A 15,928-nucleotide genomic window follows, 5' to 3' on the forward strand; every position below is an offset into this window, starting at 1 on the left:
GAGGCACGCATGCTCGAACTCATCACCGGCACGGTGCTCGCCGCGTCCGCGGGCCTGAACGCCTACATCCCACTGCTCGGACTCGGCCTCCTCTCCCGCTTCACCACGTGGGTGCAGCTGCCCGACGGCTGGTCGTGGCTCGAGAACGAATGGGCGCTCGGCATCCTCGCGGTGCTCCTGCTCATCGAGGTGATCGTCGACAAGGTGCCCGCGCTCGACAGCGTCAACGACGTGCTGCAGACCGTGATTCGGCCGGCCTCTGGCGGCATCGTGTTCGCCGCGGGCTCGGCGAGCGACACCGTGGCGGTGTCGGATCCCGCGGCGTTCGTCACCTCGGCACAGTTCTGGCCGGTGCTGCTCGGCGTGCTCGTGGCGCTGGTCCCGCACGCGCTCAAAGCGATCGCGCGACCCGTGCTCAACGTCCTGACGGCCGGTGCCGGGGCGGCGATCTCGAGCACGCTGGAGGATCTCGGCGCCGTCGCGCTCACGATCCTCGCCGTGCTCGTCCCCGTCGTGGCGCTCATCGCGCTCGGGGTGGCCGTGTTCCTCCTCGTGCGGCGGCTCCGCCGCGTGCAGCGCCTGCGCGCAGAGCAGCGGCTCGCGGCCCCCTGAGCCCGGCGGCGGCGCGTGCGGGCGCGGCCGGGTGGGGTGCGGCGGCGCCCCTGCACCCCCACCCGGCCGCGCCCGGTGTGCGCCCGGTGTGCACCCGAGAACGCCGAAGGCCCGGCCACCCCGTGGGGTGACCGGGCCTTCAGGACTCGGGGTTAGTTGCCCTCGAGCTGCGCCTTCAGCGCGGCGAGTGCCGCGTCGTCAGCGAGTGCGCCGGTGGACGCGGAATCGCTCGAGAAGCTCGAAGCGCCTGCGTCGGCAGCCGGGGCCGCGATGACCTCGGTGAGCGCCGCGGCGACCTGCTTCTTGTGAGCCTCCCAGCGCTCCTGGGCAGCAGCGTACTCCTGCTCCCACTTCTCGCGCTGCGACTCGAAGCCTTCCTTCCACTCCTGCGTCTCGGGATCGAAGCCCTCGGGGTACTTGTACTCGCCGTTCTCGTCGTACTCCGTGGTCATGCCGTAGAGCGCGGGATCGAACTCGGTGCCCTCGGGATCGACGCCGTCGTTCGCCTGCTTGAGGCTGAGCGAGATGCGGCGGCGCTCGAGATCGATGTCGATGATCTTGACGAAGACCTCCTGGCCGGCCGACACGACCTGCTCAGCGAGCTCGACGTGCTGACCCGACAGCTCGGAGATGTGCACGAGGCCCTCGATGCCGTCCGCAACGCGAACGAACGCGCCGAAGGGGACGAGCTTCGTGACGACACCCGGGGCGATCTGACCGATCGCGTGGGTGCGTGCGAAGACCTGCCACGGATCCTCCTGCGTCGCCTTCAGCGACAGCGAGACGCGCTCGCGATCGAGCTCGACGGAGAGCACCTCGACGGTGACCTCCTGGCCGACCTCGACGACATCCGAAGCGTGCTCGATGTGCTTCCAGGACAGCTCGGAGACGTGCACGAGGCCGTCCACGCCGCCCAGGTCGACGAACGCACCGAAGTTGACGATCGACGAGATGACACCCTTGCGCACCTGGCCGGGCTTGAGCTCGGCGAGGAACGAGGAGCGGGTCGCCGACTGCGTCTCCTCGAGGAGCGCACGGCGCGACAGCACCACGTTGTTGCGGTTCTTGTCGAGCTCGAGGATCTTCGCCTCGATCTCCTGGCCCAGGTAGGGGGTCAGGTCGCGCACGCGGCGAAGCTCGATGAGCGAAGCCGGGAGGAAGCCGCGGAGCCCGATGTCAACGATGAGGCCACCCTTGACGACCTCGATGACGGTGCCGGTGACGACACCCTCGTTCTCCTTGATCTTCTCCACGTCGCCCCACGCACGCTCGTACTGCGCGCGCTTCTTGGACAGGATCAGGCGACCTTCCTTGTCCTCCTTCTGGAGCACGAGTGCCTCAACGGAATCGCCGACCTCGACGACCTCATCGGGGTCGACGTCGTGCTTGATGGACAGCTCGCGCGAGGGGATGACACCCTCGGTCTTGAACCCGACGTCGAGGAGGACCTCGTCGCGGTCAATCTTCACGACGGTGCCCTCGATGAGGTCGCCGTCGTTGAAGGACTTAATGGTCTCTTCGACCGCAGCAAGGAAGTCTTCGGCCGAGCCGATGTCGTTGATCGCGACCTGCTTGCTGGTGGTCGTTGCGTTCGTCATGTAAATGGTCTCCAGAATGGACAGGATATTCAGGCGCGGCGTGCAGAATTCAGTCTCGGGTCGTTTCCGACTCGAGCGCATGCCGCGCATGTGGACATGGTTGAGTCGCCACAAATGTGACGCTTCAGTCTATCCCCGCTTCGGCGCGGGAGGCAAGCGCAGAATCGCGGCGTTTCCCCGCCGCACCGATCGCTGCCACGAACACGCCGATCACGGCAATGAGGATCCCGCCGATGAGCACGAGCAGCTTGATGTTTGCGTCGATCGTGTCGTCGGACCAGGTGCGCAGATCCGGCGCGAAATCCCAGGGCTGCCCGAGCACGCGGGCGACCGCCCAGTCGACCCCGACTCCGGCGGCGCCGAGGATCGCGGCCACGATCGAGATCCGCAGGGCCGCGGGTCCCGGGACGTAGCGAATCGCGAGCGCGACCGCCCAGACGAGTGCCGCCCCGATGCCCGCGAGCGGCAGCATCGGGTCGAGCCAGCGCGCGGGCTCGCCGATCGCGACGGCGACGACGCCGAGGAAGAGCGCCAGCGCGACCGTGTCGATCGCGAGGGCGAGCACTGTCCGGTGCCGCCGCAGCCCGGCGCCGATCGGCGCGAGCGAGAGCAGAATCGGCGTGAACACGAGCAGCAGGCCGAGCAGCACGGCGGCGACCGCGATCCCGAGCCACGCGCCCGGTGCGCTCTGCGCCCAGACGACGAGCAGCAGCACGAGGAGGGAGACCGTCGCGCCGCCGAGCGCCCACCAACCGGGGCGCGGGACCCCGAGCAGCGGCAGGGTGGTGAGCGAGAAGGCGATGCCAACCGCGGGGAGCACGATCCAGAACCAGCTGAGCGTGTGCGACACAGAGAGGTTCACGATGAAACAGGTGAGGATCGTCGCGGCGTACGCGATGGCGGTGCTCCAGAGAATCGATGCGCGCCAGCCGCGGTAGACCCGCGCGTCGCGCTCGGCGGCGCGGCCCTCGTGGTCCTCGCTCGCGCTGATGAGTTCCTGGCCGGTGACGCCGAGCTCGGCGGCCAGGGCCTGGACCATCGTGATGTCGGGATAGGACAGGCCGCGCTCCCACTTCGAGACCGCCGATTCGGTCACGTGGAGGCGCGTGGCGAGCTCGCGCTGGGTCAGCCCGAGGGCGCGGCGCCGCTCGGTGACGAAGCGGCCGAGGTCCCGCTTGGTGATTTCCGTGTGCATGGAATCATCGAACCACGCCCCGCGGTCGGCGCGGGCCGCTTGTCCACAAGATCCGCGGATTTCCGCCACTCGACTGTTTGGCCAGTGGGTGTGGAGGGGTGTTGGGGGTCGGGTCCTGCCCGGGAAAAAGTTTGAGTTTGATCCGGATCCTGCTGCTCTTCGTCGCCGGGCGGTCTTCGCTCACAGCCCTCATCCGGAACCGGGCGACGCCCCGATATCCACGGATCCTGTCCGTAAGGAGATTCGCCGCCGGCCCCGGGGTGAGATTGGGCGCATGAGTCGCTCTCCGATCCCACTCCCGCCCGCACTCGGGCGCACGTTCTCCTCCGGCGAGGCCCGCGCGCACGGCGTGCACTCGAGGCGGCTCGACGGGCCGGATGTCGTTCGGATCGCGCGCGGACTGTACGCGCGACGCTTCGCCGTCGCTCCGGATCCGGAGCCCCCGCTCGGCGGGCAGCCGCCGCACTCCGACGAGCTCTGGCGGCGCGAGGTGCGCGCCCGCGCCGAAGCCCTCGGCCCGATGCTCCCGGACGAGGTCTTCTTCTCCCATCGAACCGCGGCGGCGCTTTGGGGACTCCCCATCGGCCCACCACCTGTGCACCCGGAGCGGCTCGACGCATCGGCATTCGGGAGACGACCAGGGCTCCCCCGCTTCGGAGTGGCGCCGCGGTCGGTCTCACCCAGGCTCGTCGCAGTAACCGCGCTACGCGGCGTGCGACTCACCGACCCGGCCACGACCTGGGTGCAGCTTGCCCCGACGATCAATCGGTTCGAAGCGATCGCGCTGGGCGATGCGATCCTGCATGCGGACCGCCTGCCGGGCACCGATGAACTCACGGCGCCGCCGCTCGCCACACACTCGGAATTGAGCGATGCGGTTCGCACTCCCTATCGTCGCGGTCGCGCCCAACTGCTCGCCTTGCTGCCGAGACTCTCGGCGCACGCGGCGTCCCCACCAGAGAGCCACCTCCGAGCGCTGCTCGAGGAGTGGGACTTCCCTCAGCCGTGGTTGGACTTCGACGTTCGGGACGGAGCCGGCAGGCTGCTGGGCTGCAGCGAGATCGCCTACCCAGAGCATCGGCTTGCCCTCGAGTATGAGGGCGCCCACCATTTCACCCTGGCGCGGCAGTACGCCCGCGATGTGGAGAAGGTGCAGCTGTACGCCGACGCGGGGTGGCGCGTGCTGCGGGTCACCGCTGAGCTGCTCTATCGGCGCCCGCAAACGCTCCGCACACGGCTCCGTGCGGCGCTCGCAAGCCCGCTCATCGAGCACACAGCGTCAGCGCATCGGCGGTTGCCAGACGGGCCGATCGGGCCAAGATTCGAGCGAGTTTGATCCACTATGGGGTGCGAAAAGTGGATCAAACTCGACCGAACTTGGGGGCGGGGTGGGCAGAACGGGCGCGCGGGGCGGGGCGGGCGCGCGAGCGGCGCGCGAGCGCCCGGGCGCGCAAGCGCGGGCACAGGCACACGCGCGGGCCCAGGCGCACGCGCGGGACCGCGGGGCCCGCAGGGACCGCGGGGCCCGCAGGGACCGCGGGCCCCGCGGGCCCACCTGAGACCGCTAGTGCGCGGCCGCGTTCCAGTTCGCGCCGCGGCCCACCTGGACCTCGAGCGGCACGGAGAGCTCGGCGGCGCCCGCCATCTCCTCACGGACGATCGCCTCGAGGGCGTCCCACTCGCCGGCGGAAACCTCGAACATGAGCTCATCGTGGATCTGGAGCAGCATCCGCGAGGTCAGGCCGGCCTCGCGCATGCGCCGCTCCACACCGATCATGGCGAACTTGATGATGTCCGCTGCGGAGCCCTGGATCGGCGCGTTCAGCGCTGCGCGCTCCGCGTTCTCCCGGAGGATGCGGTTGGGGCTCGCCAGGTCCGGGAACGGGCGGCGGCGGCCGAAGATCGTCTCGGTGAAGGTGTCGCGCTTCGCCTGGTCGACGACCGAGCGGAGGTAGTCGCGAACACCGCCGAAGCGCTCGAAGTAGTCGGTCATGAGCTGCTTCGCCTCGGCGGCCGAGATGCCGAGCTGCTTCGACAGGCCGAATGCCGACAGGCCGTAAGCGAGGCCGTACGACATCGCCTTCACCTTCGAGCGCATCTCGTTCGTCACTTCCTCGGGCGGCACGCCGAAGATGCGGGCGCCCACGAAGCGGTGCAGATCCTCCCCCGCGTTGAACGCCTCGATCAGCCCCTCGTCGCCCGAGAGGTGCGCCATGATCCGCATCTCGATCTGCGAGTAGTCGGCCGTCATCAGGGTCTCGAAATCGCCCGAGTGGATGAAGCCCTCGCGAATGCGGCGCCCCTCCTCGGAGCGGACCGGGATGTTCTGCAGGTTCGGATCGGTCGACGCCAGACGCCCCGTGCTCGCGCCCGTCTGCACGAACGTCGTGTGGATGCGCCCATCGGGCTGCACCGCCTTGATGAGCGTCTCCACCATCTGGCGCAGCTTGTTCGCGTCGCGGTGCGCGAGCAGCGCACCGAGGAACGGGTGCGGGTTCTTCTGCTGCAGCTCGGCGAGCGCGGCCGCGTCCGTCGTGTAGCCGCTCTTCGTCTTGCGCGTCTTCGGCATGTCGAGCTCCTCGAAGAGCACCACCTGCAGCTGCTTCGGCGAGGACAGGTTGACCTCGTGGCCGATCGCGTCGAACGCCTCCTGCTCGAGCCCCGCAACGCGCGCCGTCAGCTCCGCGTGATGCGCTTCGAAGAGCGGAAGGTCGATCTCGACGCCGCGCTCCTCGAGGTCGGTGAGCACAGAGACGAGCGGCAGTTCGATGTCCGCGTAGATCTCGCCCGTGCGATCCGGGAAGCGCTCGAGCGCCGCGGCGTGCGCGCGCACGACGTACCAGGCGAGCGCGGCCGCGTCGGCGACGCTCCCCTCATCGGGAACGAGCTGGTTGGGGTCGCCCTCGGGCACCTGCTCGCCGAGGAAGCGGAAGACCGCCTCGGGGATGTTCTTCTCCGCGGTCGCGGGGCGGAGCAGCCAGGCGGCGATCAGCAGGTCGCCGGCGATGCCGCCGATGCGCACGCCCGCTTCGTCGGCAAGACGGAGCTGGTGCTTCGCATCGAAGAAGATCTTGGGCGCATCGCTCGCGAGCCACTCCTCGAACTGCGCGTAGTCGCGGCCGCCGGGCTGCCAGTGGAAGAGCACCGAGGATTCCGCGGTGGCGAGGCCGACCGTCGTGCCGGCGTCGCTCGACTGGATCACCACGGCGGGGCACTCCGCCTTCGCCAGCCAGTCGCCCAGCTCCTCGTCGATCAGCAGCTTCGCGACGGGCTGCTCGGGCGCGAGCGGCGTCGCGCTCGTCGTGGCGCCGCCCGTGGGCACCTCGGCGCCGGCGAGCTTGCCCACCCGCTGCAGCAGCGTGCGGAACTCAAGCTTCGCGAAGACCTCCTGCACCGCGTGCATGTCGATCTCGCCGCGCTTCAGCTCATCGATCGTGACGTCGAGCTCGACGTCACGCACCAGCCGGTTCAGCCGGCGGTTGCGCTCGGCCAGGTGCGCGTGCTCCCGCAGGCTCTCGCCCACCTTGCCGCCCACCTCGTCCTGGCGGCGGAGGATCTCCTCAAGCGAACCGAACTGGTTGATCCACTTCACGGCGGTCTTCTCGCCCACGCGCGGGATACCGGGGAGGTTGTCGCTCGTCTCGCCGACAAGCGCCGCGATCTCGGGGTACTGCTCCGGGCGCACGCCGTAGCGCTCCATCACCTTTTCCGCGTCGTACCGGGTGAGCTCGCTCACGCCCTGCTTCGACGGGTAGAGCAGCGTGATCCGATCGTCGACGAGCTGGATCGTGTCGCGGTCGCCGCTCACCACGAGCACTCGGTACCCGGCGTCCGCGCCGCGCGTCGCGAGGGTGGCGAGGATGTCGTCTGCCTCGTAGTTCTCCTTCTCGAGGGTGGTGATCCCCATCGCGTGCAGCGCCTCCTGCAGCAGCGGGATCTGCCCCTTGAACTCGGGCGGGGTCTCGCCGCGCGTGCCCTTGTACTCGGGGTACTCCTCGGTGCGGAACGAGTGCCGCGAGATGTCGAACGCCACCGCGAGCGAGTCGGGTGTCTCGTTGCTGAGCAGGTTGATCAGCATGGCGATGAAGCCGTGCACGGCGTTGGTGTGCTGCCCGGTCTGGGTCTGGAAACTATCGACCGGGAGCGCGTAGAACGCTCGGAAGGCCAGCGAGTGGCCGTCGATGATCATGAGGGTAGGCTGAGGCGTATTCGACACATGCCCAGCCTACAAGCCGCCACCGACATCCACACGGGGGAATCGCGCGCGGGCGAGGCGTGGTCCCCGGCCGCGAGGCCCCCGAGAAAGGCATGCTCCGCACGATGAACGCACAGGATCCGGCAGCGCTCCGCCCGAGCGACGTCCACCCCGACGACGCCCTCGAGTACATCCGCAGCCGCGGCGTGGGCGCGCTCGCTGACCGGATGGGGATCGAGTTCGTCGAGTTCTCCGCCGAGCGGGCCGTCGCCACGATGCCGGTCGAAGGGAACACGCAGCCGATCATGCTCATGCACGGCGGCGCGTACGTCGTGCTCGGCGAGACGCTCGGGTCCATGCACGCGAACCTCGTCGCGCCCGAGGGCACCGTCGCCGTCGGCGTCGACATCAACGCGACGCACACGGGCTCCGCGCGCTCCGGCCGCGTCACCGGCACGTGCGTGCCGATCAAGCTGGGCCGCTCGATCGCGGTGCACGAGATCGCGATCGACAACGAGGACGGCGAGCGCTGCTCGACTGTGCGGATCACGAACTTCTACAAGCGCGTCGCGCAGTAGCGCGCCTCGTTCCCCCAGACGCCAGAGCGCCCCGGGTCCGCGAGGATCCGGGGCGCTCTGGCGTCAGGCGAGTCGGAAAACTAGTCCTTCTTCGGCCCGAGCTGGTCGATGATCGTCTTCGCGACGTCCTGCATCGTGAGACGGCGATCCATCGAGGCCTTCTGGATCCAGCGGAACGCCTCGGGCTCGCTCAGGCCCATCTTGTCGTTCAGGATGCCCTTGGCGCGGTCGACGAGCTTGCGCGTCTCGAAACGCTCGGCAAGATCCGCCACCTCGTTCTCGAGGGTGACGATCTGCTGGAAGCGCGAGAGAGCGATCTCGATCGCGGGGAGCAGGTCTGCGGGGGTAAAGGGCTTCACGACATAGGCGAGCGCGCCAGCCTCGCTCGCGCGCTCGACGAGCTCGCGCTGGCTGAACGCCGTGAGCAGCACGACGGGGGCCAGGTGCGTCTTGTTGATGCGCTCCGCGGCGGAGATGCCGTCGAGCTGGGGCATCTTCACGTCCATGACCACGAGGTCGGGGCGGAGCTCCTCAACCAGCTTCACAGCGGTCTCGCCATCGCCGGCCTCGCCGACCACATCAAATCCGTTGTCGCGCAGCGTCTCGACGATGTCGAGGCGGATCAGGGACTCATCCTCCGCGACGACGACGCGGCGCGGGGTGTTCGGGGTAGTGCTCTGGTCATTCACCCTCCCAGCTTACGTCATCCGGCGACACGATTCCCTGAACCGGCACTGTGTTCCTCCGCCCCGCGCGCGCCGGATCCCGCTGGCGAAGCGCCCGGGCACCCGCAGCGCACGTCTGCGCGCGCGGCTGCGCTAGGGTGGTTCTGTTGTTCCACCGCTCCTCCGGGATGCGGCGATCCACTCAGCCGGATTGGCGGAATTGGCAGACGCGGCGCACTCAAAATGCGTTGTCGAAAGACGTGCGGGTTCGAGTCCCGCATCCGGCACCAGAATCATCCCGGGCGGGCGCCTGAACACGCGTCAGCGCCCCAGCCCCCGAGCGCCTGGCAGCACCCGAGCACGTACTCGCCCGAGCCCCAAGGCCCCGAGCCCCAAGGCCCCGGGTCCCGGGCGCTAGCCGAGCAGCGTGCGAATGCGCTCCACCGAGATCAGCCCCTCGAGCACGGGCCCGGCCACCACCAGGTAGATGAGCGCCAGGAAGACCGCGTAGCTCAGCGTGAAGCCCGCGCAGGCGGCGATGTTCTCGCGCTTCCCGAAGTGCTCGCCGAACTTCCTGAGGAACGAGATCGGGTGGCGCAGGTCCCAGCTGTTGAAGCGCGGGTACCGGCCGAGGTACATGCCGAAGCCGAGGAGAAGCATCACCACGCCCACGGCCGTGAGCGGCAGCGGGCTGAGGAGCGCTGAGGCCCGATCGCCGTACAGGGTGAGGGCCACGCCGAGGTGCACGATGAAGACGTTGAGCACGGTGTTCACCACACCGGACATCGCGAGCGTGATCACGAGGATGATGTCGTACCAGAGCGGCACCTCATCGTCCTCGCTCCGATGCGACTGGTTCAGCTCGGTGATGAGGTAGCTCGCGTTCGGCAGGAGCAGGAGCCAGACGAGGCCCGTGACGCCGAGCACCACAAAGCCCGAGATGGGCGACACGACCGTGAGCGTGAGGCCGACGAGACCGCCGACGCCCAGCACGAGAACGGGCAGGATCGAGAGCCAGATGTTCCAGAGCATCGGCCGGTACAACCGGGTGCGGTAGACCGCCGCGCGGAGGAGCACGAGCAGCAGCGCGTACGCGTTGAGCGCGACCGCGCCGAGGATCAGGAAGAACATGCCGCAGCGCGCGCTAGGAGTCGCGCTCCTCGCGCTTCCGCTGGGCGTTGCGCCACAGGGTGACGCCAACCACAACTCCGGCGCCAACGAACACGGCCCAGGAGATCACCGCTCCGAGAATCATCACGGAACCACCGTAGCAGCGGAGCGGTGCCCCGCGCGCGGACGCTCAGTTCCCGGCACGCACGCGCTCAATGCCCGGCACGCGGGCGCTCAGTTCCCGGCGTCGCCGTTCCCCTCGGCGTCGCCGCTGCCCGGGGCACCGCCGATGAAGCCGACGATCGCGCCGATCGCGAGCCCCACGCCGATGCCCATGCCGACCCAGCCCATCGCGATCCCCGCGACGAGGCCGAGCCCGCCGCCGATCACGAGCCCGCCGGTCATCCACGCGATGGAGGCGGCACGGGACGGGGTACGGTTCTCGCTCATGCTTCGAGGGTACGCCCGCTGCGGCTCGATGCCGAATCGCCGAGCCGGGTCAGCCCGCCGCGACGGGAGTGTTCGCCAGGCGGAGCGCGGAGAGCGCCGCGTCGGCGAAGGGGTGCTGGGGCTGTCCGAACTCAGCCACCCACACGTCGCCGGAGAAGAGGTACCCCTGGGTGACGCTCGAGATCCCGCCCGATACGGTGAGCGTGTACGCCGTGACCTCGTCGCCCGTCTCCTTCGCGAAGTCCGAGGCATCGAGCGCCGCGCGGAACTCGTCGCGCGCGGCGGGATTGAGCACCGCGACGATGAGTACGGTGAGCGAGCCACTGTTGGGCACGCCCCACGCGCAGGCGCTGCTCGTGGTCGCGCCGTCGAGCGCGGCGACCGCAGCCGGGCCCATCACCCCGTCGCGCATGACGCCGCGAAGGCGGGTGGCGGTTTCGGCGTCGAGCAGTTCGTACCCGGGCCCGCCCAGCTCGGTCACGTGCTCGCCGCTCACCAGCTCGCCGCACGCCGGCACGGTCACGGGGGCCGTGAGCGCAGGCCGCGGCGGCGCCGTCTCCTCGGGGCTCGGCTCGGGCGACGGCTGCGGAGCGGTCGTGGGAGCGGGCGCTTCGGTGCTCGGAGCCGGCTGCTCCCCCGGCTCGGGCGCGCAGGCGGCGAGGCCCAGCACGCCGAGCGCCGCGAGCGCGGCAGTCGCGGCGCGAAGACCGGTGCGGCGCCAGGTCGGCCGCGGCCCGAGCGCGCGAGCGCCCGCGCGGGTCACGGTGATCGGCACTGCACTCCCCTGCCGGGTTCCGGATGCTCGGAGGCGCTCGGCGCCGGCCGTCGTCTGCTCGCTCGTCATGCCGCCCAGCATAGCGAGAGCCCGCGACACCGGAAATCTCCGGTGTCGCGGGCTCTCCCGCTCCGCCTCGCGGCGGCAGCGCGCGACTCCGCTAGGCCTCGCGGCGGCCGAGCGTGTGCTTCCGCGGTCCGGCCTCAGGCAGCTTGCCCGTGGTCTCGCCCATGCGGTGAATGCGCAGCGTGTTGGTCGTGCCGACGATCCCAGGAGGGGACCCGGCGATGATCACGACCTTATCGCCGATCTCCGCGCGGGAGTGCTCGAGCAGCAGCTCGTCCGCCTGGGTGAACATCTCGTCGGTGCTGTCGACCCGGGGCACCTCGTAGCTGCGCGCACCCCAGGTGAGCTCCATGCGTCGGCGCGTGTTCGGGTCGGGGGTGAACCCGATGATCGGGATCGGCTTCCGCAGCCGCGACATCCGGCGCACGGTGTCGCCGGACTCCGTGAACACGCAGATGTAGCGCGCACCGATGAAGTCGGCGACCTCGGAAGCGGCAAGGGTGAGCGCGCCGCCCTGGCTCCGCGGCTCGGCGCCGAGCGGCTCGATCCGGTCGAGCGCGTGATCCTCCGTGGCCTCGATGATGCGCGCCATGGTCGCGACGGCCTCGACCGGGTACGCGCCGACGCTCGTCTCGCCCGAGAGCATCACGGCGTCGGCGCCGTCGAGGACGGCGTTCGCGCAGTCGGAGGCTTCGGCACGCGTGGGGCGCGGGTTCTCGATCATCGATTCGAGCACCTGCGTGGCAACGATGACGGGCTTCGCGTTGCGGCGCGCGAGCGCGATCGCCTCGGTCTGCACGAGGGGCACCTGCTCCAGCGGCAGCTCGACGCCGAGGTCGCCGCGGGCGACCATGATGCCGTCGAACGCCGCGACGATCTCCTCGAGGTGCTCGACGGCCTGCGGCTTCTCGATCTTCGCGATGACGGGGAGGCGCACGCCCTCCTCGTCCATGATCTCGTGCACGCGGGTGATGTCGGCGGCGTCGCGCACGAAGGAGAGGGCGATGTAGTCGGCGCCGAGGGCGATCGCCCAGCGCAGATCCTGCTCATCCTTCTCCGAGAGCGCGGGCACGTTCACCGCGACGCCGGGCAGGTTGATGCCCTTGTTGTTCGAGACAGCGCCCGGGATCTCGACGGTGGTGTACACCGTGTCCTCGGTCACCCGAACGGCGCGGAGGCCGACCTTGCCGTCGTCCACGAGCAGCGGATCGCCGACCTTGACGTCGCCGGGGAGCCCGCCGTGCGTGGTGCTCGAGATCGTGCGGTCGCCCACAATGTCGCGCGTCGTGATGGCGAACTCGTCGCCCACCTCGAGCTCGTAGGGGCCCCCCTCGAACTTACCGAGCCGGATCTTCGGCCCCTGCAGATCGGCGAGCACCGCGATCGGGCGTCCGACCTCGATCTCCGCGCGCCGGATGTTGCGGTAGATCCCCTCGTGCACGTTGTAGGTGCCGTGGGACATGTTCAGGCGGGCGACGTTCACGCCCGCACGGATCAGCTCCAGGGTGTGGTCGTAGCTGGAGACCGCGGGCCCCCAGGTGGCAACGATCTTTGCGTGACGCATCTGCTCTCCTTGCTTAGCGGGGTGACGTCGCGGGGGCGGCGGCGGGCGCCGGTGCGTCCCCGTGATCGATCACGTGGAAGAACTGCTCGGGATCCGCCGTGTCGCGCAGCACCGAGTCGAGCGGGTTGCTGCGACCGGGCAGGTAGACGGAGGTCTCGATGCCGACGTGGCGGCGGCGCTGGACGATGATCACGATCAGGCCGACCACGATCGCGAGGAGTGCGGCGAGCACGTTCGTGCGGATACCCAGGAAGAGGAGGCTCGGATCGACGCGGAGCGACTCCGTGAAGGCGCGGCCGATGCCGTACCAGACGAGGTACATGCCGAAGAAGATGCCCCAGCGCGGGCGCCACTTGCGCTCGATCGCGAGCAGCACGATGATCCCGAGAATGTTCCACAGCGCCTCGTAGAGGAAGGTGGGGTGGAACAGCGTGCCCTCGGGCAGGCCGATGGGGAACGCCGGGTTCGACGCCTCGATCTCGAGCCCCCAGGGCAGCGTCGTCGGGCCGCCGAAGAGCTCGTGGTTGAACCAGTTGCCGAGGCGACCGACGGCCTGCGCGAGGAGCAGACCGGGCACGAGCGCGTCCGCGAAGGAGGCGAAGCGGATGCCCGTGATGCGCGAGGCGATGAGCACGCCGATGCCGCCGCCGAGCAGGGCGCCGAAGATCGCGATGCCGCCGTTCCAGAAGGCGAAGATCTCGAGCGGGTTCTTCCCCGCGCCGAAGTAGTCTCCCCAGTGGGTGACGACGTGGTACAGGCGCGCCCCGATGATGCCGAGCACGAGCGACCACACGAGGAAGTCGAGCGTCGCGCCCTTCTCTCCCCCGCGTCGGCTCAGACGGCGAGCCGTCCAGATCCCCGCGAGGATGATCCCCACGATGATGCAGAGCGCGTAGAAGTAGATCCGCAGGGGGCCGATCTGCAGGAACTGCAGGTCGGGGCTCGGGATGCTCATTGGGAGAATCATTCACTCCTCTTTCGCCCGCGGCTAGGCCGCCGGAAGCTGCTGGTGGTGCTGCCCCGGATCGGAGCAGCGGTCGAAAATCATCCTATCGCGGGGCGGTTCCCGCGGCGATCGCGCGCACGGTCGCACCGAGCTGCGCCACGCCGCCGTCGCGCAGCGCGCGCACGAAGGCGGTGCCCACGATGGCCCCGTCCGCGTACTCGAGCGCGGCGGCGACCTGCTCGGCGGTCGAGATGCCGATGCCGACGCACGCGAGCTCGGCGCCCTGTGCGCGGAGGCGCTCGGTGAGGCCGCGTGCGGCCGCGTCGAGCTCGGCGCGCTCGCCCGTGATCCCCATCGTGGAGACGGTGTACACGAAGCCGGTGCTCGACTCGGCGACGAGCGCGAGGCGGGCGTCGCTCGAGCTGGGGGCAGCGAGGAAGACGCGGTCGAGGCCGCTCGCCTCGGAGACGGCGATCCACTCGGCCGCGGCGTCCGGGGTGATGTCGGGCGTGATGAGCCCGGCGCCGCCCGCGGCGGCGAGGTCGCGCGCGAAGCGCTCCACGCCGTACTGCAGCACGGGGTTCCAGTAGGTCATCACGAGCACGGGCACGTCGACCGCCTCGCGCACCCGGCGCACCGCCTCGAAGACGTGCGCCACGCGGAAACCGCCGGCGAGCGCGGTCTGCGTCGCCTCCTGGATCACGAGGCCGTCCATGACCGGGTCCGAGTAGGGCAGCCCGAGCTCGAGCACATCGGCTCCTGCGCGGGCCATCTCGATCGCCGCGGCGATGCTCGTGTCGAGATCGGGGAAGCCGACCGGCAGATACCCGACGAGCGCGCCGGCGCGCTCCTCCTTCGCCGCGCGGATCGCCCGCGCTACCTGCGACTCGGTGCCGCTCATCCCTCGACTCCTGCTTCGCCGTCGAGCAGGCCGAAGTAGCGGCCCGCGGTTGCCATGTCCTTGTCGCCGCGCCCAGAGAGGCTCACCATCACGAGCCCGTCCGGGCCGAGCTCGCGCCCGATGCGCAGCGCGCCGGCCAGCGCGTGCGCCGACTCGATCGCGGGGATGATGCCCTCGGTCTGGCTCAGCAGGCGCAGTGCCTGCATCGCCTCGTCGTCGGTCGCGGGGATGTAGCTCACGCGGCCGATGTCCGAGAGCCAGGCGTGCTCGGGGCCGACGCCCGGGTAGTCAAGACCCGCGGAGATCGAGTGCGACTCGATCGTCTGCCCGTCCTCGTCCTGCAGCACGTAGGTCTTCGCGCCGTGGAGGATCCCGGGGCGGCCCCGCTCGATCGAGGCGGCGTGCCGCTCGGTGTCGACGCCATCGCCCGCGGCTTCGACGCCGTAGAGCCGCACGTCGGCGTCATCGAGGTACGCGTCGAACATACCGATCGCGTTCGAGCCGCCGCCCACGCAGGCCACGACCGCGTCGGGCAGGCGCCCCTCGCGCTCGAGGAGCTGCGCGCGGGCCTCCTCCGAGATGATCTTCTGGAAGTCGCGCACCATCGCCGGGAACGGGTGCGGCCCGGCCGCGGTGCCGAAGATGTAGTTGGTGCGATCGACCGTGGCGACCCAGTCGCGGTAGGCCTCGTTGATCGCGTCCTTCAGCGTGCGCGACCCCGTGGTGACCGGGATCACCTCGGCGCCGAGGAGGCGCATGCGCGCCACGTTGAGGGCCTGACGCTCGGTGTCGACCTCGCCCATGTAGATCGTGCACTCGAGCCCGAACAGCGCCGCCGCCGTCGCCGTGGCGACGCCGTGCTGGCCCGCGCCGGTCTCCGCGATGACGCGCTGCTTGCCGAGGCGCTTCGTGAGGAGCGCCTGGCCGAGCACGTTGTTGATCTTGTGCGAGCCCGTGTGGTTCAGATCCTCGCGCTTGAGGAAGACCCGCGCGCCCCCGGCGTGCGCGGCGAAGCGCGGCACCTCCGTGATGGGCGAGGGGCGCCCCGCGTAGCTCTCGAGCAGTTCGACGAGCTCCGCCCGGAACTCGGGATCGGCCTGCGCCGCCTCGTAGGCCGCGGTGAGCTCGTCGATGGCGGCGATGAGCGACTCGGGCATGAACCGGCCGCCGAACTCGCCGAAGAACGGTCCGTGCTGCTCGCGCAGGCTCGTCACCGACCCCGGCTCGGTCCCGGCGGGCGTCGCTGCGGATGCGGGGAGGTCTGTCATGGTCT

At 70.0% G+C, this 15,928-nt stretch carries 14 protein-coding genes and 1 tRNA gene; 4 read left to right on the forward strand and 11 right to left on the reverse strand.

Going from position 1 to position 15,928, the window contains the following annotated elements:
* The first annotated feature begins 9 nt into the window (after nt 1–9).
* The gene (locus U874_RS0105870; protein WP_025133611.1) at nt 10–612 is read left to right on the forward strand and encodes a DUF4126 domain-containing protein; all 603 of its coding nucleotides are present in this window, start codon (nt 10–12) and stop codon (nt 610–612) included.
* Nucleotides 613–764: 152 nt separating this feature from the next.
* On the opposite strand, the gene rpsA is transcribed toward U874_RS0105870, so the two are convergent.
* Together rpsA and U874_RS14725 are read right to left on the reverse strand one after the other, a co-directional pair.
* A complete protein-coding gene (gene rpsA / locus U874_RS0105875) occupies nt 765–2,210 on the reverse strand; it encodes a 30S ribosomal protein S1 (RefSeq protein ID WP_025133612.1) in 1,446 nt (481 codons plus the stop codon).
* A 124-nt stretch (nt 2,211–2,334) separates the two neighbouring features.
* Complete coding sequence (locus U874_RS14725; RefSeq protein WP_025133613.1) at nt 2,335–3,405, reverse strand: helix-turn-helix domain-containing protein; 1,071 nt, start codon at nt 3,403–3,405, stop codon at nt 2,335–2,337.
* 712 nt (nt 3,406–4,117) lie between these two features.
* On the opposite strand from U874_RS14725, the gene U874_RS15505 reads away from it, so the two are divergent.
* Complete coding sequence (locus U874_RS15505) at nt 4,118–4,741, forward strand: hypothetical protein (protein ID WP_157834217.1); 624 nt, start codon at nt 4,118–4,120, stop codon at nt 4,739–4,741.
* Between the two features lie 228 nt (nt 4,742–4,969).
* Here the strand turns inward: U874_RS15505 and polA are convergent, their stop codons facing one another.
* Nucleotides 4,970–7,594, reverse strand: coding sequence for a DNA polymerase I (polA, locus tag U874_RS0105890; protein ID WP_025133615.1), 2,625 nt, complete (start codon nt 7,592–7,594; stop codon nt 4,970–4,972).
* A gap of 131 nt (nt 7,595–7,725) precedes the next feature.
* On the opposite strand from polA, the gene U874_RS0105895 reads away from it, so the two are divergent.
* The gene (locus tag U874_RS0105895) at nt 7,726–8,178 is read left to right on the forward strand and encodes a hotdog fold thioesterase (protein ID WP_029987765.1); all 453 of its coding nucleotides are present in this window, start codon (nt 7,726–7,728) and stop codon (nt 8,176–8,178) included.
* A gap of 80 nt (nt 8,179–8,258) precedes the next feature.
* Here the strand turns inward: U874_RS0105895 and U874_RS0105900 are convergent, their stop codons facing one another.
* Complete coding sequence (locus tag U874_RS0105900) at nt 8,259–8,867, reverse strand: ANTAR domain-containing response regulator (RefSeq protein WP_025133617.1); 609 nt, start codon at nt 8,865–8,867, stop codon at nt 8,259–8,261.
* A gap of 181 nt (nt 8,868–9,048) precedes the next feature.
* On the opposite strand from U874_RS0105900, the gene U874_RS0105905 reads away from it, so the two are divergent.
* A tRNA-Leu gene (locus U874_RS0105905) sits at nt 9,049–9,133 on the forward strand.
* 124 nt (nt 9,134–9,257) lie between these two features.
* On the opposite strand, the gene U874_RS0105910 is transcribed toward U874_RS0105905, so the two are convergent.
* From U874_RS0105910 to trpB, 7 genes are all read right to left on the reverse strand, one after another.
* Entirely contained in the window at nt 9,258–9,974 is a 717-nt protein-coding gene (locus U874_RS0105910; RefSeq protein ID WP_025133618.1) for a DUF1361 domain-containing protein, read from the reverse strand.
* Nucleotides 9,975–10,187: 213 nt separating this feature from the next.
* Nucleotides 10,188–10,403 (reverse strand): hypothetical protein, encoded by a 216-nt coding sequence (locus tag U874_RS0105920; RefSeq protein WP_025133619.1) that lies wholly within the window; start codon nt 10,401–10,403, stop codon nt 10,188–10,190.
* A 49-nt stretch (nt 10,404–10,452) separates the two neighbouring features.
* The gene (locus U874_RS0105925; RefSeq protein WP_157834218.1) at nt 10,453–11,247 is read right to left on the reverse strand and encodes a hypothetical protein; all 795 of its coding nucleotides are present in this window, start codon (nt 11,245–11,247) and stop codon (nt 10,453–10,455) included.
* Between the two features lie 91 nt (nt 11,248–11,338).
* Entirely contained in the window at nt 11,339–12,808 is a 1,470-nt protein-coding gene (gene pyk / locus U874_RS0105930; protein ID WP_025133621.1) for a pyruvate kinase, read from the reverse strand.
* A gap of 13 nt (nt 12,809–12,821) precedes the next feature.
* Nucleotides 12,822–13,775: a prolipoprotein diacylglyceryl transferase gene (gene lgt, locus U874_RS0105935; protein WP_025133622.1), complete on the reverse strand. Its 954-nt coding sequence runs from the start codon at nt 13,773–13,775 to the stop codon at nt 12,822–12,824.
* An 82-nt stretch (nt 13,776–13,857) separates the two neighbouring features.
* The gene (trpA, locus tag U874_RS0105940) at nt 13,858–14,655 is read right to left on the reverse strand and encodes a tryptophan synthase subunit alpha (RefSeq protein ID WP_025133623.1); all 798 of its coding nucleotides are present in this window, start codon (nt 14,653–14,655) and stop codon (nt 13,858–13,860) included.
* The gene (gene trpB / locus U874_RS0105945) at nt 14,652–15,923 is read right to left on the reverse strand and encodes a tryptophan synthase subunit beta (RefSeq protein ID WP_051582818.1); all 1,272 of its coding nucleotides are present in this window, start codon (nt 15,921–15,923) and stop codon (nt 14,652–14,654) included. The genes trpA and trpB overlap by 4 nt, the downstream gene beginning before the upstream one ends.
* Between the last annotated feature and the right edge of the window lie 5 nt (nt 15,924–15,928).

It is taken from the genome of Leucobacter sp. PH1c (assembly GCF_000633415.1).
Classification (GTDB): Bacteria; Actinomycetota; Actinomycetes; order Actinomycetales; family Microbacteriaceae; genus Leucobacter.

What these genes read in the sequence shown, in the direction of transcription:
- pyk (WP_025133621.1), bottom strand. Translation starts at nt 12,808, where the DNA reads ATGCGTCACGCAAAGATCGTTGCCACCTGGGGGCCCGCGGTCTCCAGC.
- trpB (WP_051582818.1), bottom strand. Translation starts at nt 15,923, where the DNA reads ATGACAGACCTCCCCGCATCCGCAGCGACGCCCGCCGGGACCGAGCCG.
- U874_RS0105925 (WP_157834218.1), bottom strand. Translation starts at nt 11,247, where the DNA reads ATGACGAGCGAGCAGACGACGGCCGGCGCCGAGCGCCTCCGAGCATCC.
- U874_RS0105870 (WP_025133611.1), top strand. Translation starts at nt 10, where the DNA reads ATGCTCGAACTCATCACCGGCACGGTGCTCGCCGCGTCCGCGGGCCTG.
- U874_RS0105910 (WP_025133618.1), bottom strand. Translation starts at nt 9,974, where the DNA reads ATGTTCTTCCTGATCCTCGGCGCGGTCGCGCTCAACGCGTACGCGCTG.
- trpA (WP_025133623.1), bottom strand. Translation starts at nt 14,655, where the DNA reads ATGAGCGGCACCGAGTCGCAGGTAGCGCGGGCGATCCGCGCGGCGAAG.
- U874_RS0105920 (WP_025133619.1), bottom strand. Translation starts at nt 10,403, where the DNA reads ATGAGCGAGAACCGTACCCCGTCCCGTGCCGCCTCCATCGCGTGGATG.
- U874_RS0105895 (WP_029987765.1), top strand. Translation starts at nt 7,726, where the DNA reads ATGAACGCACAGGATCCGGCAGCGCTCCGCCCGAGCGACGTCCACCCC.
- lgt (WP_025133622.1), bottom strand. Translation starts at nt 13,775, where the DNA reads ATGATTCTCCCAATGAGCATCCCGAGCCCCGACCTGCAGTTCCTGCAG.
- polA (WP_025133615.1), bottom strand. Translation starts at nt 7,594, where the DNA reads ATGATCATCGACGGCCACTCGCTGGCCTTCCGAGCGTTCTACGCGCTC.
- U874_RS14725 (WP_025133613.1), bottom strand. Translation starts at nt 3,405, where the DNA reads ATGCACACGGAAATCACCAAGCGGGACCTCGGCCGCTTCGTCACCGAG.
- rpsA (WP_025133612.1), bottom strand. Translation starts at nt 2,210, where the DNA reads ATGACGAACGCAACGACCACCAGCAAGCAGGTCGCGATCAACGACATC.